The sequence below is a fragment of the Actinoplanes sp. CA-015351 genome (assembly GCF_050955685.1).
Classification (GTDB): domain Bacteria; phylum Actinomycetota; class Actinomycetes; order Mycobacteriales; family Micromonosporaceae; genus Actinoplanes.
This window is the reverse complement of record NZ_CP192102.1, coordinates 4,159,313-4,183,123: the sequence shown is the minus strand read 5'-3', so window position 1 is coordinate 4,183,123 and position 23,811 is coordinate 4,159,313. Positions and strand designations below refer to the sequence as shown.

Sequence of the window (23,811 nt, the reverse complement as noted above, 5' to 3'; positions counted from 1 at the left end):
ACCGATCGCCCTATTTTGATCGCGTTGCTGATCGTCGGGCTGGTGCGTGCCATCGCCCGGCACCACCCGAAGGGACGACCGATGGCGAACCTGAACATCACGTACACCGAGATGTCGGACAGCGCGACCCGCATGCGCAACAACAAGAACGACATCGACGCGCGGCTGACCGAGTGCAAGTCCATCGTCGACAACCTGACCGCGTCGGGCTTCGTGACCGACCAGGCATCGGGAAAGTTCGATGAGGTGCACACCGAGTTCGTGACGTCCGCGAACCAGGTCATGGAGACCCTTGAGCAGCTCTCGTCGTGGCTGGACAAGGCCGTCGACGCGATGCGCGACATGGACACCCAGCTCGCCAACTCGCTCAACAAGTAACTGACGGTAATCGAGACGCCGCGCTGTCATGACAGCGCGGCGACCTGTCTTTGAAGGGAAGAACGTGCGGGCGCTGATCACCCTGGTGCATCCGTCGGCGTGGTCAGTGGACGTCCTGGTGGACGCCGAGCCCGTCACACCTGTCCGGGACGTCGTGAAAGTGATGCTGGAGGGCCTGGACGCGGCGTACCCGTCGCAGTGGCCTGAAACGATCTTTCTCGACGGCCGGCAGCTCGACCTGGACGCGCCGCTGGGCGGCAGCGGGATTCACGACGGGTCGGTCCTTCATCTGCACCAGCCGGGACCGCCGCCGCCGGCCATCGGCGGGCTGGTCACGCTGCGGGCCGTGGCCGGCACCGGCGCGGGCCGGATCTGGAGCCTCGGCGCGGGGGAGCACCGGCTCGGCTCCGCGCCGGGCTCCACCGTGGGCCTCGGCCCCGGCCACCCACCCTTGGTCGCGACCGTCGCGGTCGCGGTCGATGCGACGGTACGCCTGCGCGGCGCCGCCGAGGGTGTGCTGCTCGACGGTGAACCGCTGCCCGGCGGCGAAGGCCCCTGGCGCGAAACCGCCCAGCTCACGGTGGGGGACACCCTGTTCGAGGCGCATCCGGTGCTGCGGCCGGACGCGATGGTCGAGCCGTCCCCGGACAGCGAATATCTCGACTACAACCGGCCGCCGCGGCTGCTGCCGCCCCAGCGACCCGGCAAGTACCGGATGCCGTCCGAGCCGAAGAGCCCGGAAGGCAACGCGATGCCGTGGCTCGCCGCGACCCTGCCGGCCGGGTTCGGTGTCGTGATGGCCGTGGTGATGCGCAACCCGCTGTACCTGATGATGGCGGCGATGTCGCCGGTCATGGTGGTGGCGAACTGGTTCACCGGCCGCAAGCAGGGCAAACGCAGCCACCGCAGCAAACTCGCCGAGTACCGGGCGCAGCGCGACAAGGTCGAGGCCGAGATCGACGCCGCACTGGAGCTGGAACGCCGCGACCGGCGGGCCGCGAGCCCCGACCCGGCCGAGCTGCTGGTCATCGCGATGGGCCCGCGGGCCCGGCTCTGGGAACGCCGCCGCACCGATCCCGACCACCTGGTGGTCCGGGTCGGCACCGCCGACCTGCGCAGCGACATCGCGATCGAGCTGGACGGCGAGTCCGCCGGGCGCCGGGAGTCTCGGCAGGTCACCGACGTGCCGGTAGCGTTCTCCATCACCCAGGCCGGTGTGGTCGGCGTCGCCGGCCGCGGCGACTGGCCGCGACGGCTCGCCCGCTGGATGACCGGGCAGCTGGCCGTCCTGCAGAGCCCCCGCGACCTGCAGCTCTACGTCCTCACCGACCCCACCGGCGGGCCGCTCTGGGACTGGGCGGCCTGGCTGCCGCACACCCGCCCGCTGCTCGGACAGACCACGCTGACCCTGCTCGGCACCGACGCCGAGACGATCGCGCGCCGGGTCGCCGAGCTGATCGAGCTGATCGAGGCCCGCCGGCAGGCCCGCCTCGACGCCGGCGCCAACGCGGTGATCACCGACCCGGACATCGTGGTGGTCTTCGACGGCGCCCGCCGGCTGCGCGCGCTGCCCGGCGTGGTGAACATCCTGCTCGCCGGGCCCGCCGTCGGCGTCTACAGCATCTGCGTGGACAACGACCAGCGCACCCTTCCCGAGGAGTGCACCACCGTCGTCGCCGGTGGCGACGGCCTGCCGACCACCCTGCACCAGCAGCGTGCCGCCCGGATCGAGGACCTGCGGGTCGACGACGTCGTCGACGAGTGGTTCGCCACCACCGGCCGGCGGCTCGCGCCGATCCGCGACGTCAGCGACAACCAGAACGAGTCGGCGCTGCCGGCGTCCGCCCGGCTGCTCGAAGTCCTTCAGCTCGAGGACCCGTCGCCGGCCGCGCTCACCGCGCGGTGGTCGGCGTCCGGCCGCGGCACCCGGGCGGTGATCGGGTACACCCTGGACGGCCCGTTCGCCCTCGACCTGGTCCACCACGGCCCGCACGGCCTGGTGGCCGGCACCACCGGCTCCGGCAAGTCCGAGTTCCTGCAGACCCTGGTCGCCTCCCTGGCGGTGGCGAACCGTCCGGACGCGATGAACTTCGTGCTCGTCGACTACAAGGGCGGCGCCGCGTTCAAGGACTGCGTCGACCTGCCGCACACCGTCGGCATGGTCACCGACCTCGACACCCACCTGGTCGAACGCGCGCTGACCTCGCTCGGCGCCGAGCTGACCCACCGCGAGCACCAGCTCGCCGCGGCCGGCGCCAAGGACATCGAGGACTACATCGACTACGCCGAGCGGCGCGGCGGCCTCGCCCCGATCCCGCGGCTGCTCATCGTGATCGACGAGTTCGCGTCGATGGCCCGGGAACTGCCCGACTTCGTCACCGGCCTGGTCAACATCGCCCAGCGCGGCCGCTCGCTCGGCATCCACCTGATCCTGGCCACCCAGCGGCCGTCCGGTGTGGTCTCGGCGGAGATCCGCGCCAACACCAACCTGCGGATCGCGCTGCGGGTCACCGACGCCGGCGAGAGCAGCGACGTCATCGACGCGCGCGAGGCGGCCACCATCGCCGCATCCACCCCAGGACGTGGGTACGCGCGACTCGGGCACAGCTCCCTGCTGCCGTTCCAGGCCGGACGGGTCGGTGGCCGGCGCCCCGGACGCACGAGCGAGGCCACCGTGGCGGCGCCGTTCCTGTACGCGGTCGACTGGCAGCACCTGGGCCGGCCGGTGCCGCAGCGCCCGCGCGGGGTCACCGAGACCGAGGAGACGACCGACCTGTCGGTGCTGGTCTCGGCGATCCGGCTGGCCAACGACCTGATGGGCCTGCCGCAGCAGCGCCGCCCGTGGCTGCCGGCGCTGCCGACCAACCACGTGGTGGAGCTGACCGGGCCGTCGGCCGGCGAGCCGGTCTTCGCCTGGGCGGTGCAGGACCTGCCGCGCAGCCAGCAGCAGAAACCGGTGGCGATCGACCTCGCCACGTTCGGGCACCTGCACATCGTCGGTGCTCCCCGGTCGGGACGGTCGCAGGCCCTGCGTACCATCGCCGCGGCCGGCGCCAGCGCAGCTGGGGTGACCGATCTGCATCTTTATGGTCTGGACTGTGGCAACGGCGCGCTGCTGCCGATGACGAAGCTGCCGCACTGCGGCGCCGTGGTGCAGCGATCGGACACCGAGCGGGCCGTGCGGCTGCTGAACCGGCTGCAGCAGGAGGTGCAGCGCCGGCAGCGGCTGCTCGGCGAGGGCGGGTTCGCCGACCTGACCGAACAGCGTGCCGCCAGCGCGCCGCAGGACCGGCTGCCACACGTCCTGCTGCTGCTCGACCGGTGGGAAGGGTTCATGGGAACCCTCAGCGAGCACGACGGCGGCGCGCTCACCGACCTGATCTACACGCTGCTGCGCGAGGGCGCCAGCGCCGGCGTCCACCTGATCATCACGGGTGACCATTCGCTGCTCAGCGGCCGGATCAGCTCGCTCACCGAGGAGAAGGTCGTGCTGCGGCTCTCGGACCGCACCGACGCCAGCATGGCCGGGCTGAACCCCCGCAAGATCCCGGAGAACCTGCCGCCGGGACGCGGATATCGTGCGGTCAGCTCGGTCGAGCTGCAGGTGTCGCTGATCGCCGCCGACCCGTCCGGTCCGGCGCAGGTGGCCGCGATGCACGCCCTCGCGGCGCAGCTCGCCGAGCGGGAAGCGGCAGTGCCGCGCGACCAGCGTCCCAGCCGGATCGCCGTGATGCCCACCCAGCTCACCTTCGACCAGGTGTGGGCGACCGTCGGCAACCCGGCACCGGGCTGGGCGCTGATCGGCGTCGGCGGCGACGAGCTCGAACCGATCGGCATGGACCTGGTCGGCGACCTGCCGACGTTCCTGATCGCCGGCCCGTCCCGGTCCGGCCGCAGCACCGCGCTGGGCGTGATGGCCGAGTCGCTGCTGCGCGGCGGCGCCGAACTGGTGATCGGCGCCCCGCTGCGCTCGCCCCTGCGCGACCTCGCCGGCCGGCCCGGCGTCCGCGGGGTGATCACCGACGAGAACCCGCGGGACCCGGACTTCGCCGATCTGATGGAGCCCGGCGACGGCCCGGTCGTCCTGATGATCGACGACGCCGAGAGCTGGCGCGACATGCTGGCCCGCGACTACGTACGCCAGCTGATCCGCACGGCGTCCGGTTCCCAGCGGGCCGTGGTGATCGCCGGGGAGATCTCGTCGGTCGCGATGGGCTTCTCCGGCTGGCAGGTCGAGGTCAAGAAGAACCGGCGAGGCATCCTGCTCTCCCCGCCGACGCTGAGCGCCGGCGACCTAGTCGGCGTCCGGCTCTCCCGGGCCCACCTGGCCGAACGGGTCGTGCCGGGCTCGGCGCGCGCGCACCTCGGCGACGGCTCGCTGCAGTCCCTTCAGATTCCGTTGCTCGCCCCCGGGGAGAAATGATGGCCGACCTCGTAGTCCAGGACCTGGGCGAACTGGTCAACGACCTGAACGCGTTGATCAGCGCTTTCGAAGGGGCGGAGGGCCTCCAGGACACCGACAAGGGTCAGTGGGGGCAGAGCAACGCCAACTCGTCGATGGGCGACTTCGCCGACAACTGGAAGATCCACCGCGGAAAGATGGTCGAGGCGATGAAGAAGTTCGCGAAGACGGTCCAGGAGGTCAACGAGGCCTGGACCGATGCGGACCAGCAGCTGAAGAGCACCCTTGAGGGGAACGGCCAGTGAGCGACGACCGCCTCATCGTTCTGGCCGGCGCCAAGGTCGACCGGGTACAGGCCGCGCAGCGCGACTACCAGAACATCGCCACCACCCTCGACGACACGGTCGCCAAACTGGCCCGGATCGTCGAGACCGGCAGCGAGGGGCTCAAGGGCGCGTACGTCGAGCCGCTCAAGAAGGACGCCCAGTCGATCAAGGACGATCTCAGCAAGGCGGCCGTGCGCTACAACGACGCCGCCACCGAGATCAACAAGTACGTGCCGGAGCTGGAGGAGGCCAAGACCGAGACCGCCGCGGCACTGTCCGCCGAGGAGTCCGCCAAGGGCTCGGTCAGCTCGGCGAACGCGCGCCCGGACGGGCAGAAGGGCGCGGACGGTGTGCTGCCGCCGGAGGAGCAGCAGAAGGACACCGAGAAGCAGCGCGCCGTCGAGGAGGCCAACGCCCAGCTGACCGCCGCGAAGAACCGGCTGACCTCGGCGCTGGACGCCCTCGACACCGCCGGCCGGCGCCTGGGTGACGCGGTGAGCGCCCGCCGGTACGACGACGGGCTCACCGACACCTGGAAGGACAAGGTCAACGCGTTCTTCGCGCAGATCAGCAAGATCTTCGCGATCATCGGCATGGTTCTCGCCGTCCTCTGCCTGATCTTCCCCGGCGTCAACCTGCTGATCCTCGGAACGGTGGTCGCCGGCGTCATCACATTGATCGCCGACAGCGTCCTGCTGGCCGGCGGCGAGGGCAGTGTCATGGACGTGGTGCTCGGCGCTGTCGGTCTCGGCCTCGCCGGTCTCGGCGCCGCCATCTCGCTGATCGGCAAGAACATGGCGAACGCGGCGCGCACCATGAACAGGATCACCGGCCGGATGAACACCGTGCCGGGAAACCCGCCACGACTCAACCTGACCGGCAGCTGGAACGGCCGGCCCATCCAGCTGGACAACCTGGGTCCCGGCGCGACGCACACCGGCGGGCCCAACATCTCCATCACCCAGCAGCTCGGGCCGAACGACTTCCGAATCCCCACCAACGCGGCAAGCGGCTGGCAGAACACCTCCGACTGGTTCAACCTGCCCGGCATCAACAACCTGCTCAGCCGGTTCGGGCAGATCACCCCGGAGATCGGTTTCTGGCAGTCGACCCTGATCCAGGGCCGCGGCGCGCTGGGCATGTGGGGCAACCTGTTCCGCAACCCGGGGCAGTTCGCCCGGGACTGGTCCGGCGTCATCGGCGGCATGGACGGCTTCCGCAACCTCAACAACGTGATGGGCGCGATCGGCGGCACCATGTCACCGGGCTGGTTCGTCTTCGGCGGCTTCAACGCCCTGTTCACCCTCGGGCCTGGACTGATCTACTCGGGCGGGCGCCTGGAGGAATGGATCCCCGATGTCAACTGACGTTCTCACCGACATCCCGTTCTACTGGGAGTTCGTGCCCTCCGCGAGCGAGGGCGCCGACGAGCGTTCCCGGTGGACCGACCACATGATCGAGTTCTTCGGCAAGTGGGCCGGCCGGACCCTGGGCACCGCACAGGCCGCCTGGACGGCGGGGGAGTTCCCGTTCACCGCCGAGAACGTCGGCCGGGAGACCGCGACGATGCTCATGGCCCGCGCCGACGAGCTGCCGGGGCACGCCCGGCTCGCCTGGGGCACCGCGTTCCACGACGGACAGGTGCGCTGGTCGCCGATTCCGCTGGTGGCCGAGTTCCACCGGCCCCGCGCCGACGACCCGGAGTACCTGATGGAGATCGTCGGCGTGCACGGGTTCGCCGAGGACGCCCGGGAAGCGGTGGTGCACTACGTCAGCGTGCCCGGCGCGGACGGCGTCCGGGTCTTCGCCATCGGACGGACACCACAGGGTACGGCGTACGGGCGGCTCGACGCGGCCATGCGTACCGAGAGCGGCATCGACGTCGTTCTGCGTACCCGGGTCTTCGACATGCAGCAGATGGCCGTGATCGGCGCCGGCGTCGAGCAGCTGATGGCCACGATCGCCGCCGACGGAATCGCGGAGCAGCCCTGATGATCGACATTGACCTGTTCGTGGAGCGCCTCTGATGATCGACTTTGAGCTGATCGTGCCCGACGGCTGGGCGCACATCCCCACCACGCCGGAGTCGGCGCGGCTGCGCGCCCGGACCATCGACGCGCTGATCACCTCGCGCCTGCCCGAGTCACTGCCCCGGGACAAGGCCGTGCCGTTCCGCAAGATGCTGCGCGGCGAACTCACCAAGGCGACCGACGACGCGGCCCGCAACGGCGCCCGGGCGATCGTGCTGCCGCTCACCGAGTACCACAACGGCTGGCGGGTGCCCGGCTCGCTGCTGATCACGGTGGTCGAGGAGTCCGACGACGCGCCGGACCCGCTGACGCTGATCGGGGCGCTGATCAGCGACGCGGGCCCGGAGAACGGAACCCGCCTGGAAATCGGCGGCGGTCCGGCGGCTCGGATCACCGAGGTCCTCGCCAGCGACCCGATCGGCCGCAAGGCGCCGTCGCTGAAGGTCAGCTACTACATCGCGCACCCCGACGTGACCGGGGTCTGGGCGCTGCTCACGTACACCGTGCTGACCGACGGCGACCTGGAGAGCGAGGTGCTGACCGCGATCTGCTTGCTGTTCGACGCGGTCGTGGCGACCCTGCGCTGGACGGACCGCATCGACGTGCCGACCGAGGACGAGCTGATCGAAATCCTGGACGCCTCACCCTCCGCGGGTTGAGGCTCCGGCTTCTCCGGTTTCACCTGGCGGGTCGTTGGGGCTCCTTGGAGGATCTCCTGCACGGCTCGCGTCAGTGGAGATCTTGGCCGGATCGGACTTCGCGGGCCTTGGACCGCACGCTGCCCCGGACGTCCGGCGGGGCGATACCTGAGGGCAGCCCCGCGGTACCTCAGATTGATGTGGCGGCTGTCCGGGATCGGCGATCTTGGTTGCATGATTCTTCTCAGTGATCCCCGGGTGGCGGCGGTGCCGGTACGGGCGGTTCTCGGTGAGCGGCTCGGCGGGGCGAACGCCGCGCTGCCCGCCGGGCTGAGCCTGCACGTCGTCGAGGGGCATCGGCGCGCCGCGCGGCAGCGGGAGATCATCGAGGCGTACGCCGGGGAGTTGCGAGCCGCCGACCTGACGATCAGTGGGCCGGACGGTGACCTGGACATGGGTACGCCGATCGACGCCACCCCGGAACCGTGGGGTGGCGCGTTTCGACTTCTTCGTCACCGAGGACGGGCCGGTGCTCAACGAGGTGAACACGATGCCCGGGTTCACCGAGCACTCCCCGGTGCCGAGGATGTTCGCGGCCGCCGGAATCAGCTACCGAGCGCTCCTTGACCCACTCATCAGCGACGCCCTCGCCTAACGTGGGCGAGATGGAGGATCGGGGGACGCTGCTCAGCGCCGCGGCGGCAGTCGCCGTGCTGGTCAGCGGCGTGATCGAGCAGAGCACCCAGACCGATGCGGGCTGGCGCGCCCTGATCATGCTTGTCGTTCTCGGCACCGCTCTTGCCGTCGGTGCGGTACGCCGGCTGCCGTGGCTGTCGCTGCTGCTCGCCTGGCTCATCCCGGTCTGCCAGGTGGTCACCGGCACCCCGCTGGTGATCACCCAGGCGGCGATGGCGTTCGTCGCGTTCGGGCTGGCCCGCTGGGGTGGCCGGGTGATCCTGTGGCTGAGCGCCCTGTCGATCCTGGCCGGGGCGGTGGCCGCGATGATCCTGCTCGGGTTCGGGATGGTGCGGGCCACCATTCCGTACGCCTCCTGGGACCTGATCGCCGCCACCATCGACCAGCTCGGCGCCGGCTGGCAGTTCGGGTCGGCCCTGCTGCTCGGGGCGTTCTTCGGCATGCCGTGGCTGGCCGGGTTCGCGGTGCGGATCTCCGACCGGGCGCGTACCGACCTGGCCCGGGCCGCCCGGGAACGCGCCCAGGCCGAGCAGACCGCCCGGATCCGGGACGCACAGACCCGGCTGGCCCGCGACGTGCACGACGTCGTCGGGCACTCGCTCGCGGTGATTCTGGCGCAGGCCGAGTCCGGGCAGTACCTCGCCGACGACGACCCGGCCGCGCTCAAATCGGCCCTGGCCACGATCGCAACCTCGGCGCGGGCCTCGCTGCAGGACGTCCGCGAGGTGCTCACCACCACCCGGGACTCCACCGACGACCTCGACCAGCTGATCGGCAACCTGCGCGGCAGCGGCCACGAGGTGCTGTCCGAGGTGGTCGGTGTCCCGGCGCCGCTCGACGAGGCGCGGCGGACCACGGCGTACCGGGTGCTGCAGGAGATGCTCACCAACGCGATCCGGCACGGCCTGCGAGGAGGGGCTTTGAGGGTACGCCGTACCTGGGCCGGCGGTTTTCTCTCCGTCGAGGTCCGCAACGCGGTCTCCCCGGGTGCCGCCGCGCCGGCGTCCGGGTCCGGGCTGGACGGCATGCGCGAACGGCTCGGCGCGGTCGGCGGCACCCTGTCGGCCTCCCGCGACGGTGACGTGTTCGTGGCGACCGCCCGGATCCCGCTGTCATGAGCGACGACATCACGATCCTGGTCGTCGACGATCAGGAACTGTTCCGGGCCGGCGTCGCGGTGATCCTCGACGCCCAGCCCGGCCTGCGCGTGGTCGGCGAGGCCGGTGACGGCCACGACGCGGTACGCCTCGTCGGCGAACTGGAGCCGGACGTCGTACTGATGGATCTCCGGATGCCCGGGATGGACGGCGTGGAGGCGACCCGGCAGATCTTCGCCGGTGTCCGCAGCCGCCCGGTGCGGGTCCTGGTGCTGACCACGTTCAACCTGGACGACCGCGCGGCGACGGCGATTCGGCACGGCGCGAGCGGTTTCCTGCTGAAGGACACCACCCCGGCGCAGCTCACCGACGCGATCCGCAGCGTGTTCGCGGGCAACGCGGTGCTGGCGCCGGGCGACCTGTCGGCGCTGCTGACCCGGCAGTTCCCCGAGCGCGCGCCGGTGCCGGACGCCTACCTGACCCTGACCGGCAAGGAGCGGGCGGTGTTCCGGGCGGTCGCGCGCGGCCTGTCCAACGCCGAGATCGCGGCCGAGATCTTCGCGGGCGAGTCCACGGTGAAAACGCACGTCGGTGCGATCCTGCGCAAACTGTCGTTGCGGGACCGGGTGCAGATCGCCGTGTTCGCCCACGAACACGGCCTGCTCTCCTGACTCGACCTCAGTAGTAGTCGCGCATGATCTCGGTTGCCCAGCCGGGCTGGGTGACGGCGCCGCGCGGGCCGAACTCGTCCATGTACGGCTTGATGTCGAGCACCGGGGTGCCGGCCACCGCGTCCGGGCCGCTGACGTGCAGGTCCAGGCCGTCCACCCGGTGCAGGCGGCAGCGCGAGACGCCGATCCGGTTCGGGCGGTTCTTGCCGCGCTGCTGCCGGACCCGAGTGGGTTCCCGATCGCGTTCGTGCCGGCGACCCGGCCGCAACACCATGCACTTCAACCTGACCAGCGAATCCTTCGACGACCAGCGGCGGACCGTCGCCACCGCGCTGCGCCTCGGCGGCCGGCACCTCGACGTCGGTCAGCTTCCCGGGGAGACGCACGTCGTGCTCGCCAACCCGGAAGGCAACGAGTTCTGCGTCGTCGCGCCGGGAAACAGCTTCCTTGCGCCGGCCGGGGGCACGAAGGTCACCTGGGGTGGCCCGCCGCTGATGCCGCAGACCGGGCAGGTGCACTTCGACCTCGCGGTGCCGCCGGGTGACGTGGAGCGGCTGCTGTCCCTGGGGGCGACCAGGACCGCGGCCGGCCTGGCCGACCCCGGCGGCAACGAGTTTCACCTGATCTAGGAGGGCTCGTTCCCCTCGTCCACGGGCTCCTCCGGTGCGGGCGCGGGTGCCGGGACTGCGCACACGTCGCCCTCGCAGACCATGGCGGTGTCGCCCTCGATGAGGACGAAAGCGGGCTCGGTCATGCGGCCGGCTCCCGCTCGCTGTCGACCTTGGCGAGGACCCCGGCGAAGGTGTCCGGGTCCTGGGCGCCGGAAACCCCGTACCGGTTGTCGAAGACGAAGAACGGCACGCCGTTGATTCCGTAATCCCTGGCGGTCTGGACATCACCCGCCACCGCGTCCGCGTGCTCGCCGCTCTCCAGCGACCGCACCACGTCGTCGCGGTCGAAGCCGAGCCCAGCGGCCAGGTCGGCCAGTTCCTCGACCCGCCCGACGTTCACGCCGTCGGTGAAGTACGCCTTCAGCAGCCGCTCCTTGACCTCCGCCTGACGGCCGTGCGCCTTGGCGTAGTGCAGCAGCTCGTGCGCTTTACGCGTACGCGTGGGCTTGATCTTGTCGTGGTGGAAAGCGAGACCGACGCTCTCGGCGAGACCGGCCATCTGCTTCTCCATGCCCTTGACCTGGGCCGGGGTGACGCCGAGCTTGGTGCTGAGGTAGTCGGCGTGGCTGCCGTGGTAGTCCTCCGGTGTGTCCGGGGAGAGTTCGAAGGAGTGGTACTCCACCTCGACCGGCAGGCCGGACGCGGCGACGGTGGCCTCGAACTTGCGCTTGCCGACGTAACAGAACGGGCAGGCGATGTCGGACCAGACGTCTACCTTGATCGGGCTTGTCACCGTGATGCCTCGCTAACTTGAGGGTGGGCCTCAAGTTATACTCCATGAGAAGGAGGAACCACCATGGTGCTGCGGCGCGACGCACAGCAGAACGTCACGAAGCTCACTGCCGCCGCAGTCACGGTCTTCCGGCAGCAGGGATTCCAGGCCCCGCTCGAAGCCGTCGCCCAGGAGGCCGGCGTGAGCATCGGCACGCTCTACAACCGGATCGGCCGGGACGGCACCCGCGAGACGCTGATCGAGGCGGCCGCGCCGGTCATCGCCGCCGAACGCACCGACCGGCTCGCCGCCGAGGCACAGACCCGGCCGGACCCGTGGGCGCGGTTCGAGCACTACGTGACCGCGCTGCTCGACTCACAGGCCGCGAGCCCGCCGGTCGACGACATCATGGCCCGCCGGCTGCCGGAGTCGTCGCAGCTCACCGAGCAGTGCGAGCATGCGCTGCGGCACGCCGGCCGGTTCATCGCCGAGGCGCAGGCCGACGGCAGCTTGCGCCCGGACTTCCGGGTCGAGGACTTGACCGTGCTGTTCCAGGCGAGTTCCGGCATCCTGCGGGCCTCGGCCCCGCCGTGCGCGGACGCCTGGCGCCGCCATCTGCGCTTCGTCCTGGACGGCCTGCGGGTGCGTTCCGGAACCAGCTGACCCGAACGGCAGTCATCGCAAGCCCAGCAGCGGGAGCCACACCTCGTCGACGATCTCGTCGATCGCGGTCGACGGGACCTGGCCCATTGTCATCAGCATGTCGTGGCGCATCAGGTCGAACGGCAGGTTGATCACGCGCGGTGACCTCGGCACGTCGGGCAGTTCGCCGCGTTCGACAGCGCGCGCGACGATCTTTTCGAAACCGGTGGGCTCGCCCGGTGGGCGTACCAAATCTCGCAGTTGATTGAAGTTTGTCCCGGTGTTGCGGAAGTAGTCCATGAACTGGACGCTCATCACGGTCATCATCCGGGACCGGCCGGCGTCGACGTTGCGGAGAAACGCGATGGCGTCGTCGCGCAGGTTGCCGGTGTCCGGGAGGGTGAGCGGGCGCGCGCGCCAGAACCGGGTGATCGCGGCCAGCACCAGGTCGTCGCGGTGCGCCCAGCGGCGGTAGAGGACCGGCCGGCTGGTGCCGGCGCGCGCGGCCACCGCCTCGAACGTCAGGCCGGCGTGTCCCTGCTCGGTCAGCACTTCCCAAGCCGCGTCGAGGATGGCGTCCTCGAGGTCGGCGCCGCGTCGTCGTGCCGGGCCCTTAAGAGTCACTTGCGTATCTTAACGCACGCGGCTAGCGTTCCTGGCGTTAGATACATCCGCGTATCTTAAGGCTGTCGTCATGTCCAAGATCAGTCCCGATGCCCTGCGCACCGCCATCGCGGTGCTCACCGGTGGCATCACCGTCATCCTCGACTCGACGATCGTCAGCGTTGCGCTGCACGATCTCGCCACCGACCTCAGCGCCGATGTCGCCACGATTCAGTGGGTCAGCACCGCCTATCTGCTGGCCCTCGGCGTGGTCATCCCGACGGTGGGCTGGCTGCAGAGCCGGCTCGGCGCGAAACGGCTCTGGATCGCCGCGCTCACCCTGTTCCTGATCGGCTCGGTGCTCTGCTCGTTCGCCTGGGACGCGCCCAGCCTCATCGCGTTCCGCGTCGTCCAGGGCGCCGGTGGTGGCGTGATGATGCCGCTGATGAGCACCATGATCATTCAGGCGGCGACCGGTCCGGACCGCGCCAGACTGATGTCGGTGGTCGCGCTGCCGGCCGCGCTCGGCCCGATCCTCGGACCGGTCATCGGCGGCCTGATCCTCGGCGCCGGCAACTGGCGCTGGCTGTTCCTGGTGAACGTCCCGCTCTGCCTGATCGGCCTCGCCCTGGCCTGGCGCCTGCTGTCCGCCGACGTCCCCGGCCGCCGCGTCCGCCTCGACACCGTCGGTCTGCTGCTGCTCTCGCCCGCGCTGGTCCTGCTGCTCTGGGGCCTGTCCGAACGCTCCGCCCTGCCGATGGTCGTGGGCGCGGTGTTGCTGGCAGGGTTCGTGTTCTGGGCCCTGCGCCGACGCGGCGATGCGCTCGTCGACCTCCAGGTGCTGCGCTCCCGCCCGACCTGGGCCGCGACCGCGCTGATGTTCCTCACCGGCGCCTCGCTCTACGGCGCGATGGTGCTGCTCCCGCTCTACTGGCAGCAGCACCGCGGCGCCGACGCCCTCGAAGCGGGCCTGCTCCTCATCCCGCAGGGCGTCGGTTCGTTGCTCAGCCGAGCGCTTGCCGCCCGTCTGCAGGACCGCCTGGGCGCACGGGGTGTGGCCCTCGTCGGGTTTGCCCTGGTGGGCGTGGCCACGGTGCCGTTCGCCCTGGCGAACCAGACCTCAGCGACCTGGTTCCTGCTCACCGCCCTTTTTGTACGCGGCCTCGGCCTCGGCATGGTGCTGATCCCCCTGATGACGGTGGCGTTCGTCGGCCTGCATCACGACGAGGTGCCCCACGCGAGCATCGTGACCCGCATCGCCCAGCAGATCGGCGGGTCGGCCGGGGTGGCGTTGCTGACGGTGATCCTGACCAGCACGAACGACTTCGGCACAGCGTTCTGGTGGACGATCGGGTTCACCGGGCTGGCGGTGGGGCTGTCGTTCGCGTTGCCGGCCAGGGTCGACCTGACCGGGCCTTCTGCTTCGCCGGGCGGGCCTTCGGCTTCGCCGGGGGAGTCGTTCACGAGTCCGTCGAGAACGCCTTCACCGGGAGTGCCGCGATAGGGTGGGCGGTTGCGGAGGCCCGGACACGGCGGATCGCGGCGGCGCTGATCACTGCCGCCAGGAGCCCGGCCGTCAGGTAACTCAACGTCCAGTCCTGGGCCTGCCAGTAGAGCCCGGCAATGCCGTAGATGATCAGCACTGGCGCTGCGAGACCGAACGGAACCGCGAGGCCGAGCCCGAGCGCGACCGGCGGTGGTGTCCATGCGTGAGTGCCCAGCGGGGTGGCGCGCCGAAGGAGCAGCCAAGCCAGCAGAAGAATCAGGCCGGCCAACCCCACGAAGGGGTAGGTGTCCCGATCTCCTCCTTCGACGACCAGGTTGAGATTCTCGCGATACTGCGTGAAACAGTCGGCCGTGGGATACAGCGGCACCCATGGGCGACCGCACATGTCGGGCTGGGCTCCGAATCGGCCGGTGGCGATCAGCAGCTTGGTCCAGGGCCACCCGAGCAACCAGGTCGCTACACCATGACCGCCCCACCAGAGCATGACGAGGCCGGTCGCGATCCACGTTCCGGCGACCAGGCGGCGCAGCGCCCCCGCCACGTCCCGGGTGCCGGCCGGCACGTTTCGCACGACGGCGGTCACCGTGCCGAACCGGGTGACCGCCGCACGTTCGGCGGCCTCGGCATCCAGGCCACGCGCACGGCCCTCGTCCACTGCGGCCAGCAGATGGCTCTCCGTCTCGGCCAGCATCCGGCGCCCCGCCGGCCCGGTCCCGGCCAGCCGGTCGAACATCTCATCGAGATACCGCTCCACCGGCCCGTCGCCGTCCGGCGCCGTCATGCCGTCACCGGAGCCGCGGCCGGCCCGATCACGGCCTGCACGCTGGTGACGAAACGCCGCCACTCACTCTGCTTGACCGTCCGGGCGACCTGTCCGTCGCTGGTCAACTCATAGACCCGCCTGCGCCGGGGCGCCGCGTTCTCCCATCGGCTGACCACCAGACCGGCCCGCTCCAGCCGGTGCAGTGCTGGATAAACCGTGCCTTCCGGTATGTCGAAGGCACCCTCCGAACGCTCCCGCAACGCGGTGATCACGGCGTAACCATGCGCGCTCCCCGCATCCGCCAAGACGGTCAGCAGCAGCAGATCGAGATGACCTCTGACATCCATACCTAGCGAACCTAGGCATTGGAGATCTAGGTGTCAACCCCGCCCGGCGCCGGGGCGACTGCGGACCGTCCGGTTGAGCGACCGTGGACTTCTGTTTCGTCACGCCATTCTGGGCGGTAGTTCGCCTTTCTGCGGAGGGTCCCGCCGTGTTTTCGGTAGCAATGGCTATTCCGGTCGTTGGTGCGGGTGGGCATCAATGGGAAGATCTTGGAATTCATGAATTGACAGAGGCGATAAGAAGGCACCACCCGGTTCTGCGCAGGACGCCCGATGGCAGCAGCGGACGAGCGCTGCCGCATAAAGGCCCGGCGTCTCCGGTTCCCGGGTGTCAGACCGTTTCGCTGCTCGGGCTGCTCGGCCGGCTTGGGCTGCTTGGCCGGCTCGGCCGGCTTGGGCTGCTCGGCCGGCTCGGCCGGCTTGGGCTGCTCGGCCGGGCCGGTTTGTTCGGCCGGGTCGGGCTGGGGCGGTCTGGCGACTGCCTGGCTGGGCTCCGCGGTCTGTGTCGTGGCTCGCTGGTCTTCGGCGTCCTGTCGCACTGTGCCGTCTTGAGCTGCTCTTTTGCTCTGTCCAGCGCCATCAATTCCGGAAGCCGGTGACGAAGCATCCCGCCGGCTCATCGAGTCGGGCAGTGTCGCGCGAGTGGGCAGCGCCGGCAGACCCTGCGCCGGCGCACTCAGCGCATCGCTCGCGCCCGGCACCGGTTCGGCAGACGCCGCACCACCATCCTCGCGGTCGCGCAACCGGCGCAGCTTCCGCGCATGACGCTGCGCCAAACCCCACGAACGATGCCGCTCGTGCTCCCGCCTGAACTCCTCAGTCGCCGCCGAATAATTGCGGCGCAGCGTCCGATCCCGCAAATGCCTCGTCGGGAACAATGAAAGCTGCGCCATACCCCCATTGTCCGCAACCCAGCCGGCATCAACCACGTCCGCCGCGAATTTTTCAAATCCAGAAAGGATGGAATCCAGCCTTGATGATCCGCGATTTCACAGCTTCGAAAACGCCGGCAGTACAGAGAAGCAGCTCGCGCCGAGAGGCGCCGGCGAAGGACATGTGAATGTTGTGTGTGCGGGGCGGCCGCGGCCCCGCCGACGAGACCTGGGTCGACCGTGTGCACGAAGGACTCGCCGTCACCGGCCGCAATTATCCGTTCATCGCGGCCGCCTTCTGGGGGCCGTGGCGGGATCCGGTCCGCAACATCTGGGTGATCGAGTGGGGCATGCTCTGCTGTCTCGCGATCATGCCGCTGCTCGTCATCCGCCGCCTGATCCACCAGTTGGCCGGCATCCACCCGACCGAACAGGCTAGGACCTAGACACCCGTAGCCACCGCCACCTCCCCGTAGCTCTTCCGCACTCAGCGGGCGCTTCGTGGTGCTGTCGCGGGCTACCCCGATCGAGGAATTCGTTTACCACCACACCGAACTCGTGGATCCGGGCGGCGACCTCGGGCGGCGCGAGGATGTTCGCCGCGGTCAGCCTTCAGCGTCGCCCGGCAACACCGCCCATTCTCGCCGGTCGATCACCGTGGTGCTGCCCCGTGGCCACGGGTTGTCCACATCGGCGTCCGGCACCGGGACCGAAAGCCGGCCGAAGGCCGGATGCCAGCGAACTCCCAGCTAGAGGCCGGCGAGCCGGTGCGCGCCGAGACCCTTCCCGGCCGCCGCGACGATCAATGAGCCGTGCACCGCGAGGCCGGTGACCGCGGACGGAAGCCGCAGTGGGCCGGTGATCTCGGTCAGGTCCGGCAGGCGCCAGACCCGGAGCCATCCGTCCGCGCTGCCGGAGACGACGACGGGTGTGCTGTCGCGCAGAGTCGCCGGCGCCAGCGCGGTCACACCGGCCGGGAAATGGGTCAGGGGTTCACCGGCCGGGATCCCGTCGGCCAATCCCCACGTGCCGAGCCACCCGCCACGCCGGCGGCTGCCGCCCGCGACGATCACCGGTGTGCCGTCCGGCAGCCGCGTCGTCACGATCGCGCGTGCTCTGCTGGGCAGGCCGGTGATCAGCGGGAACAGTGGCACTCCGCCGGTGAGTTGCCACGCGCCCAGCCAGCTGTCGTTGATGTGGGCCGGATCGACGCCGGCGGCGACCACGGCCGGTTCGGTGTCCGGCCAGGATGCCTGCCCCAGCGCCTGCACGCCCCGGGGGACCGGGATGTCCAGTTCCCGCGGGCCAGCCGTCGTGGTTCCGCCGGACGGTTCCCACACCCGTATCCACGTGTCGCCGGACCGGTCGCTGCCACCGCTGAGGAGCACCGATGTGCGGTCCGTCGACGTTCCTGCGGCAAGGGTGACCACCACCTCGGTGAGGTCGGTGACCGGCTCGCCGACCGGGCTTCCGTCGGCCAACCGCCACATCCGTACCCATTCGGCGCCGCCCGCGACGATGACCGGCGTGCCGTCCGGCAGGTGGTGAATCGCGACCGCGTTGACCCGAGGGCCGCGCACCCGGATCGGTTCATACGCGGACCTGCCGTCGGCCGGCCGCCAGACCAGGATGAACCCGTCCTCGCTGCTGATGCCCCCGGCCGTGACGATCAGCGGGGTGTCGTCCGCCGCCGAGCCCATCGCGACGGCGCTCACCGGCCGCTCGTGGGCAGTGACCGGGTCGCCGTCCGGGTCGCCGTCCGGGTCGTCGTCCGGGTCGTCGTCCGGGTCGTCGCCACCCAGATTCCACACCCGCACCCAGCCGTCGTCGAAGTCGCGGCCGATCCCGCTCACGATCACCGGCATCCGTCCCGGTGAGGCCGCGGCCGCCACCGCGTTCACCGATCCGTCGGGGTCGGCGAACGGTCGGAGGATCGGTGAGCCGTCCGCCGCGCGCCACAGCCCGGTCCAGCCTTCATCGTGGTGCGTGTGACCGCCGCTGACGACCGCCGGGGTGCCGTCCGCCAGCGCGGTCACCGCCATGGCTGTCACCGGGCCGGGTACCTCGGCGATCGGCGTGCCGGAACGGCCTCCTCCGGGAATCCGCCACTGGCGTTGCCAGCCGGTGAGGACATGTCCGCCTCCGGCGACTAGGAGGCAGGTGCCGTCCGGCAACCGTCCTGCCGCCAGCGCGGCGAGCGGTCCGGGCAGATCCACGATCGGTTCGCCGGCGGGAGTCCCGTCGCTGAGTCGCCATGCCCAGATGCAGCTGTCGAAATCTCCGGTGTGGTAGATCCCCAGAATGCCCTCCGGCAGTGTTCCGCCGGCGAAAATGACCGGGGTTCCGTCGTTCAGCGCACCGGCCGTGATCACGGAGATCGGCAAGCGGAGGGCGGCGATCGGCGACCCGGCGGGTGCCAGGTCTGCCAGCCGCCACGTCCGTATCCATCCGGGCTCGAGAACGGATCCGCCGCCACCGGCGGTGACGATCACGGCCGTCCCGTCCGGCAGCGTCGCTGATGCCAGCGCCCGGACGCGTCCAGGAAGGTCGATGATCGGTTCGCCGACCGGGGTTCCGTCGCTGAGGTGCCGCACCTGGACCCAGCCGCTGACCTGAGTGCCACCCGCGGCGATCATGACCGGTGTGCCTGATGGCAGAACTCCCACGTCCATCGAGCTCAGCGGCCCGGGCATGTCGAGAACGGCCTGGCTGACGGGCGTCCCGGTGTCCTGCTGCCACACCCGCAGCCAGGACCTGATCGTGGCGTCGGAACTCAGGTGCCCCCCGCCGGCGATTGCTGCCGTTCCGTCCGCCAGCACGGCCGGCGTCACGTTGGCGACTGCGCCGAGGCCGTCGATGGTGTGGTGGTCCGGTGCTGCCCGTTCGTGCATCCACAATGTGCTCCAGTCCCGGTCCGGGGCTGCGGCAGCCACCTCCTCGGCCAGGGAGCCGGCGCCGAGCTGGCGGGCGTAAAGCTCCAGTTGGCTGGCACGCTGCGACATCGGCAGGCCGGGCAAGCGGTGTGCTCCGCGCCGGTAGACGGTGGCGGCGGTGCGGCCCCGCCGGGTACGCGCGGCATCGAGGTGGGGCAGCAACCAGGCCGGATCGACGTTGAGCAGGTAACCGACGTTCACCACCAGATCGTCGAGACGGTGCCCCGCGGCGGCGTGGTCCGCTGCGTGCCGCAGGACGTAGTCGTCGGTCCAGTCCGACTCGGCGCCCTGGCGCAGCAGGATGCCGAGCAGGCGGCCCTCATCGCCGGTACGGTCACGGCGCGTGGCCAGGAGCTCGTCGTTCAGAGCCTGGTGGAACAGGCGGGTGAGCGGCGGGACGTGAAGCAGCAGGTCAGCTGCCGGGGATACGGCCACGGCCTCGATGTCGGCGCGGATTGCGGGCCGGTCCAGGCTCGCGGCGAAAGCCAGCCAGCGCGTGTCGTCGAGGCCGTCGCCCCGGCCGTACGCCAGAGCGGTGAGCAGGCCCAGTTCCCGGGCACGGCGATCAGCCGGCAACCGGTCCAGGTATCGGGTCAGGGCCTCGCCGACACCGGAGGGCAGAGTCTCCCGGTCGAAATCCGGCGTACCCGGGTCCACCACGGTCAGCTCGGCGGACAACTGCGCCGCGGTGAGCGCCGCGACCAGGAAGTTCCGGCCGGCCCGGCGGGCGATCACGGCTGCCAACCGCCGCCGCAAGGCTTCGTCGGATCGGTAGACAGACCACGCATGCCCCGGCGGCCCGGGACGGGACATCCCCTCCTGGGCCAGCAGCGCCTCGGTGCACCGCCCGAGGGCGGCCGGGTCGCCGTAGGGGTCGGCGTCCAGGTCGACCAGATTCCGCGCGTCCGGTCCCGCGACGCCGAAGGCTCGCAACAGCCCACCCGGACCGAACAGCTGTCCGGAGGACAACGGCCGGGTGGCGACGATGACGCGCAGGTCCGGCAGAGCGGCCAACTCGACGAGGAGTTCCGTGATGCGGCGGCGGTCCAGATCACTGGAGGCCTCGTCGAGGGCGTCGACGACCACCGGCAGCAGCCGTGCCCGAGATGACTCGAGCAGCGCCGTGATCACCTCCTCAGGCTGGCTGGACGGTTCGGATCCCGTCACGTCCGCGAGCCCGGTCAGCAGGTCGTCCACTGTCGCGGCGCGGGCGTGGAAAAGCAGTCCCGGCCCGCCGAGGGTCTCTTCGGCAGTGAGCGCGCTGCGGGCCACCACGCTGGACTTCCCGGCGCCCGGCTGGCCGATCACGACCAGAACCTGACCTGGCGGATCCGCCGCGGTCAACCAGCCCGCCATGGCGTCGAGCGCTCGCTCGCGGCCCTGGAATAGGTCTCCGCCACGGGCGATGCTGCGCCGGCCGTGAGCCAGCCGGCTGACGTGGGCATGCGCGTCTGCCTGCCCGGCGCCGACCATGAGCCACGGCTGCCGTAACTGCGCCGGCCAGGCTTCGACCAGGAGGTCTATCGGCAGGAACCGGTCGAAACGGCCGGATTCGGAGCCTTCGGTCAGGATTCCGGCCACAGCGTTGCGGTCGTCCAGCACCGGGCCGCCACTGTGCCCGGGCAGGGCTCCCGCGTCACGTGCCCAGTCGGCCTGGACGCTGCCCGCGCTGGTCGGGCCGCCCGTGGTGAAAGTGCGCCACCAACCCACCGCAGGCGTCTCGATCCGCGGAAATCCGAAGACCTTCAAGACGGAGGGCAATCGGCGGCGCGGTGACAACCGGACCGGGTCCGGAAGCCAGTCCGGCGCCGTCTCGCCCAGGTCCAGCAGGGCGGCATCGACACCTGTCGTTCCGGGAATCGGAGCCACCCGCCGGCCGGTGGCTCGTGCCGGAGCACCGTCGGGCAGCCTGACCGAAGGGAAGACGACGTCGACGGTGTCCAGAGTCCGCTGTTCGTGGCGTACCACGTGCAGGGCGGTCAGCAGGTGACGACCGTCGACGAGGACGGCCGAGCCCAGGCGCCGCCCGGAGTGGAACACCGCTGCGGTTGCCCCTACCGCGGTGGCCTGCCCGCCGCTCATCCGGGGCTCGCTTCCCCCGGATCGTCGGCTTCCTCGGTGATCTCCTCGACGACGCCGGGACTGGAGGTGCCCGCCCAGCGCAGGGTGACCTTGATGGTTCCCTCGCCCTGTGCCTTCGCGAAGAACCACGCCTTTGCCTCGGCGGACACTTTCACGCCGAATTCGAGGGTCACCTCGTCGGGGACCAGCCGGGAACGCATCTCCTGGGAGATCTGCTCGGCGGCGGCCGCGACACCTCGCAGCCGAGACGTCAGTGCACCGCCGTCAGCGACGGCCGCCTCGCCGCCGCGGTAGCCGACGGCTGAACTCTCGGCTGACTCGAACAGCACCTCGGTGCCGTCGTCCGTGGTGTACCGCACGAGGTTCGTCATCGTTCTCCACCTTCTCCGGGAAGCCTGCATTCTCGCAGAGGAGCGACGGTGATCATTGGCCGTGATGCCGCAGCGAACGCGCGCCGGGTCCCGCCGCCGGCGCCCAGCGCGCTCTAGGCGCGGCGTCGCGCTGCCAGCCCGGTCGCCATCAGCGCGACCACACACAGCCCGGCCAGAGTGAGAAACCCGGCCTGGAACGAACCGGTCGCGTCCTTCACCGCGCCAAGCGCATAGACAAACGCAAAACTCCCGAGGTTCGCGCAGAAATTGCCGAATCCACTGATCAGCCCGGCCCGCTCCACGCCGAGCACGTCAACCGGCACGGCGAACAACGGACCGAAGTAGATCTGCACGAACACCGAGATCAACGCGACCACGGCGAGAACCCCGATCATGCTGGGCACATAGGTCAGCAGGGTCAGCCCGGTCGCCAGCACACTCAACGACACCCCGATCACCACGAGGGGCCGGCCGATCCGGTCGGACACCCAGCCACCGAGATAGTTGGCGGGCGCGGTGGCCGCGGAACCGGCCGCCGCCACCAGCCCGGCCGTCATCAGCGACTGCCCGCGATCGGCGACCAGATAGGTCGGCAGCCAGAACGTGAACCCCTGTGCCACGGCCAGCCGGGCGAACTGGATCACCCCGGTCAGCCACATGATCCGGTGGCGCAGCAGAACCGGCAGGTCCCGGATCCGCGCCACCGGGCCACGCAGTGGCGTGTCAGGTTCGCTGGTACGCCAGTACAGAACGAGCGCCAGCAGCCCGCCACCGGCGAACATCACGAACAGCACCCGCCAGCCGAGCGGCTCGACCAGCAGCGGCCCCAGCGAGCTGAGCAGGATGTTCGACGAGAACCCGCCGACGACGTACAGCCCCATCGCGGTGGCCCGCCGATCCGCCGGGAACTGCCGCGTCATCAGCAGCATTCCGGGCGCGAACACCAGCGCCCGGAAAAACCCGGTCAAACCCTGATTGATCAAGAGCATTTCGTACGACGTGACAACGGTGAACAGAGCAGCCAGCACGTTCGTCCCGAGCAGTCCGACCAGGAACAGCCGCCGCGGGCTGAACCGGTCGGCCAGAAACCCGGACGGGATCTGCATGAGCGCGTACGTCAGATTCGTCGCCGCGGCGAGCGTGCCGGCCTGGGTGAACGTCAGCCCGAGGTCGGACCGGATCAGCGGCAGGAACAAGGCCAGCCCACCGAAGATCAGCCCCTGCGTGCTCTGGCAGACCACCAGCAGCCCGATGATCGCCTTCCGCATGGTTGATCAACCTAGCGGCTGCTCCACTGGAACGGTGTCGTGGTGGTCAACGCCTCGAACCCCAGGCGCTGCAGGATCGGGCGGCTCTGGTCGGTGGCGTCGACCTGCAGATAGGCGTACCCCAGCGCAAGCGCGAGTCGCGCGCGATGAGCGACCAACGCGCGGTAGATGCCACGACCGCGCCACTGTCCGACGGTGCCGCCGCCCCAGAGACCGGCGAAAGCGGTGCCGGGCGTGAGATCCATGCGTGCCGAGGAGACGGCCTCGTCGCCGGCGAAGGCCACGAACATCCGCACGTTTTCCGGGGCGTCCGCGAGCTGAGCGAGCAGGCGCGGCCGCAGCCAGGGAATCCCGGCGCCGAACGCCTTCTCCGCCACATTCACCAGCACCTCGACGCCGGCCGGATCAACGATCTCCTCGAAACGGATCCCATCCGGCGGACTGGTGTCGAGGTCGAGCTCGTCGATAGCGGCGACCATCACGGTCTCCTCGCCCTCCGGCTCGAAGCCGGCTCTTGCCAAGCGGCCGGCGAGATCGGCGGGCTGGTCGTGGCCGTAGTGCTTCCACTCGAAGCCGAGGCCACGCTCACCGAACCAGCGGATCTCCCCGTCGATCGTCTCGTCAGCGGTCGCCGGGTCGAGATCGGACCAGATGACGGCGTTCCAGTCCTGGTCACCGCCGAGATAACGGATGACGCGCCCGGCGTGTTCGATGGTCGTGCCGGCGGTCTCGGGGCGGGCTTCGACGCGCATCTGGCGGTCGAAGAGGGCTAGTACAGCTTGATGATCCACTCCTGGATCCCAGC

General features: G+C 70.3%; 23 protein-coding genes and 1 pseudogene. 13 read left to right on the top strand and 11 right to left on the bottom strand.

Annotated elements, in window-relative coordinates; all coding sequences use genetic code 11:
- Window positions 1-24 precede the first annotated feature (24 nt).
- From ACQP2E_RS19245 to ACQP2E_RS19205, 9 genes and pseudogenes are all read left to right on the top strand, one after another.
- Window positions 25-378, top strand: a complete 354-nt coding sequence (locus tag ACQP2E_RS19245; protein WP_433833580.1) for a WXG100 family type VII secretion target — start codon at window positions 25-27, stop codon at window positions 376-378.
- Between the two features lie 64 nt (window positions 379-442).
- A complete protein-coding gene (locus ACQP2E_RS19240) occupies window positions 443-4,801 on the top strand; it encodes an FtsK/SpoIIIE domain-containing protein (protein ID WP_433833578.1) in 4,359 nt (1,452 codons plus the stop codon).
- The gene (locus ACQP2E_RS19235; protein ID WP_433833576.1) at window positions 4,801-5,085 is read left to right on the top strand and encodes a hypothetical protein; all 285 of its coding nucleotides are present in this window, start codon (window positions 4,801-4,803) and stop codon (window positions 5,083-5,085) included. The genes ACQP2E_RS19240 and ACQP2E_RS19235 overlap by 1 nt, the downstream gene beginning before the upstream one ends.
- Window positions 5,082-6,473, top strand: coding sequence for a hypothetical protein (locus ACQP2E_RS19230; protein WP_433833574.1), 1,392 nt, complete (start codon window positions 5,082-5,084; stop codon window positions 6,471-6,473). Before ACQP2E_RS19235 ends, ACQP2E_RS19230 begins: the two co-directional genes overlap by 4 nt.
- A complete protein-coding gene (locus ACQP2E_RS19225; protein ID WP_433833572.1) occupies window positions 6,463-7,098 on the top strand; it encodes a hypothetical protein in 636 nt (211 codons plus the stop codon). The genes ACQP2E_RS19230 and ACQP2E_RS19225 overlap by 11 nt, the downstream gene beginning before the upstream one ends.
- Before the next feature lie 34 nt (window positions 7,099-7,132).
- Window positions 7,133-7,795: a hypothetical protein gene (locus ACQP2E_RS19220; RefSeq protein ID WP_433833570.1), complete on the top strand. Its 663-nt coding sequence runs from the start codon at window positions 7,133-7,135 to the stop codon at window positions 7,793-7,795.
- A 463-nt stretch (window positions 7,796-8,258) separates the two neighbouring features.
- Window positions 8,259-8,429: pseudogene (locus ACQP2E_RS19215) on the top strand (D-alanine--D-alanine ligase A); the annotation flags it as partial.
- A gap of 10 nt (window positions 8,430-8,439) precedes the next feature.
- Window positions 8,440-9,588 carry a sensor histidine kinase gene (locus tag ACQP2E_RS19210; protein WP_433833568.1) on the top strand — a complete coding sequence of 383 codons (1,149 nt, stop codon included), beginning with the start codon at window positions 8,440-8,442 and terminating at the stop codon, window positions 9,586-9,588.
- The gene (locus ACQP2E_RS19205; protein WP_433833566.1) at window positions 9,585-10,238 is read left to right on the top strand and encodes a response regulator; all 654 of its coding nucleotides are present in this window, start codon (window positions 9,585-9,587) and stop codon (window positions 10,236-10,238) included. Before ACQP2E_RS19210 ends, ACQP2E_RS19205 begins: the two co-directional genes overlap by 4 nt.
- A gap of 7 nt (window positions 10,239-10,245) precedes the next feature.
- On the opposite strand, the gene ACQP2E_RS19200 is transcribed toward ACQP2E_RS19205, so the two are convergent.
- Entirely contained in the window at window positions 10,246-10,512 is a 267-nt protein-coding gene (locus ACQP2E_RS19200; protein ID WP_433833564.1) for a TrmO family methyltransferase domain-containing protein, read from the bottom strand.
- Here ACQP2E_RS19200 and ACQP2E_RS19195 point away from each other — a divergent pair.
- Window positions 10,511-10,867, top strand: a complete 357-nt coding sequence (locus ACQP2E_RS19195) for a VOC family protein (protein WP_433833562.1) — start codon at window positions 10,511-10,513, stop codon at window positions 10,865-10,867. The genes ACQP2E_RS19200 and ACQP2E_RS19195 overlap by 2 nt on opposite strands.
- Here the strand turns inward: ACQP2E_RS19195 and ACQP2E_RS19190 are convergent.
- Both ACQP2E_RS19190 and ACQP2E_RS19185 read right to left on the bottom strand, forming a co-directional pair.
- Window positions 10,864-10,992 (bottom strand): hypothetical protein, encoded by a 129-nt coding sequence (locus ACQP2E_RS19190; protein WP_433833560.1) that lies wholly within the window; start codon window positions 10,990-10,992, stop codon window positions 10,864-10,866. The genes ACQP2E_RS19195 and ACQP2E_RS19190 overlap by 4 nt on opposite strands.
- Window positions 10,989-11,642, bottom strand: coding sequence for a DsbA family oxidoreductase (locus ACQP2E_RS19185; RefSeq protein WP_433833558.1), 654 nt, complete (start codon window positions 11,640-11,642; stop codon window positions 10,989-10,991). The genes ACQP2E_RS19190 and ACQP2E_RS19185 overlap by 4 nt, the downstream gene beginning before the upstream one ends.
- A 63-nt stretch (window positions 11,643-11,705) precedes the next feature.
- On the opposite strand from ACQP2E_RS19185, the gene ACQP2E_RS19180 reads away from it, so the two are divergent.
- On the top strand, window positions 11,706-12,284 hold the full coding sequence (locus ACQP2E_RS19180) for a TetR/AcrR family transcriptional regulator (RefSeq protein ID WP_433833556.1): 579 nt from the start codon (window positions 11,706-11,708) through the stop codon (window positions 12,282-12,284).
- 12 nt (window positions 12,285-12,296) lie between these two features.
- Here ACQP2E_RS19180 and ACQP2E_RS19175 read toward each other — a convergent pair whose 3' ends face one another.
- A complete protein-coding gene (locus ACQP2E_RS19175) occupies window positions 12,297-12,887 on the bottom strand; it encodes a TetR/AcrR family transcriptional regulator (RefSeq protein ID WP_433833554.1) in 591 nt (196 codons plus the stop codon).
- 70 nt (window positions 12,888-12,957) lie between these two features.
- Here ACQP2E_RS19175 and ACQP2E_RS19170 point away from each other — a divergent pair, with 70 nt between their 5' ends.
- Entirely contained in the window at window positions 12,958-14,370 is a 1,413-nt protein-coding gene (locus ACQP2E_RS19170) for an MDR family MFS transporter (RefSeq protein ID WP_433833552.1), read from the top strand.
- Here ACQP2E_RS19170 and ACQP2E_RS19165 read toward each other — a convergent pair.
- Genes ACQP2E_RS19165 through ACQP2E_RS19155 form a run of 3 tightly spaced genes read right to left on the bottom strand, consistent with a single transcriptional unit; the run spans window position 14,327 to window position 16,373 of the window.
- Window positions 14,327-15,154 carry a permease prefix domain 1-containing protein gene (locus ACQP2E_RS19165; protein ID WP_433833550.1) on the bottom strand — a complete coding sequence of 276 codons (828 nt, stop codon included), beginning with the start codon at window positions 15,152-15,154 and terminating at the stop codon, window positions 14,327-14,329. The genes ACQP2E_RS19170 and ACQP2E_RS19165 overlap by 44 nt on opposite strands.
- Window positions 15,151-15,483 carry a PadR family transcriptional regulator gene (locus tag ACQP2E_RS19160; protein WP_433833548.1) on the bottom strand — a complete coding sequence of 111 codons (333 nt, stop codon included), beginning with the start codon at window positions 15,481-15,483 and terminating at the stop codon, window positions 15,151-15,153. Before ACQP2E_RS19160 ends, ACQP2E_RS19165 begins: the two co-directional genes overlap by 4 nt.
- A 26-nt stretch (window positions 15,484-15,509) precedes the next feature.
- Entirely contained in the window at window positions 15,510-16,373 is an 864-nt protein-coding gene (locus tag ACQP2E_RS19155) for a hypothetical protein (RefSeq protein WP_433833546.1), read from the bottom strand.
- Between the two features lie 167 nt (window positions 16,374-16,540).
- Between ACQP2E_RS19155 and ACQP2E_RS19150 the strand changes: the two genes are divergently transcribed.
- Window positions 16,541-16,798 carry a hypothetical protein gene (locus ACQP2E_RS19150; RefSeq protein WP_433833544.1) on the top strand — a complete coding sequence of 86 codons (258 nt, stop codon included), beginning with the start codon at window positions 16,541-16,543 and terminating at the stop codon, window positions 16,796-16,798.
- Window positions 16,799-17,101: 303 nt separating this feature from the next.
- Here the strand turns inward: ACQP2E_RS19150 and ACQP2E_RS19145 are convergent, their stop codons facing one another.
- From ACQP2E_RS19145 to ACQP2E_RS19130, 4 genes are all read right to left on the bottom strand, one after another.
- Window positions 17,102-21,367, bottom strand: coding sequence for a trypsin-like peptidase domain-containing protein (locus tag ACQP2E_RS19145; RefSeq protein ID WP_433833542.1), 4,266 nt, complete (start codon window positions 21,365-21,367; stop codon window positions 17,102-17,104).
- Window positions 21,364-21,738 carry a CU044_2847 family protein gene (locus ACQP2E_RS19140; protein WP_433833540.1) on the bottom strand — a complete coding sequence of 125 codons (375 nt, stop codon included), beginning with the start codon at window positions 21,736-21,738 and terminating at the stop codon, window positions 21,364-21,366. Before ACQP2E_RS19140 ends, ACQP2E_RS19145 begins: the two co-directional genes overlap by 4 nt.
- Before the next feature lie 113 nt (window positions 21,739-21,851).
- Window positions 21,852-23,006 carry an MFS transporter gene (locus tag ACQP2E_RS19135; RefSeq protein WP_433833538.1) on the bottom strand — a complete coding sequence of 385 codons (1,155 nt, stop codon included), beginning with the start codon at window positions 23,004-23,006 and terminating at the stop codon, window positions 21,852-21,854.
- An 11-nt stretch (window positions 23,007-23,017) separates the two neighbouring features.
- A complete protein-coding gene (locus ACQP2E_RS19130) occupies window positions 23,018-23,797 on the bottom strand; it encodes a GNAT family N-acetyltransferase (protein WP_433833536.1) in 780 nt (259 codons plus the stop codon).
- Between the last annotated feature and the right edge of the window lie 14 nt (window positions 23,798-23,811).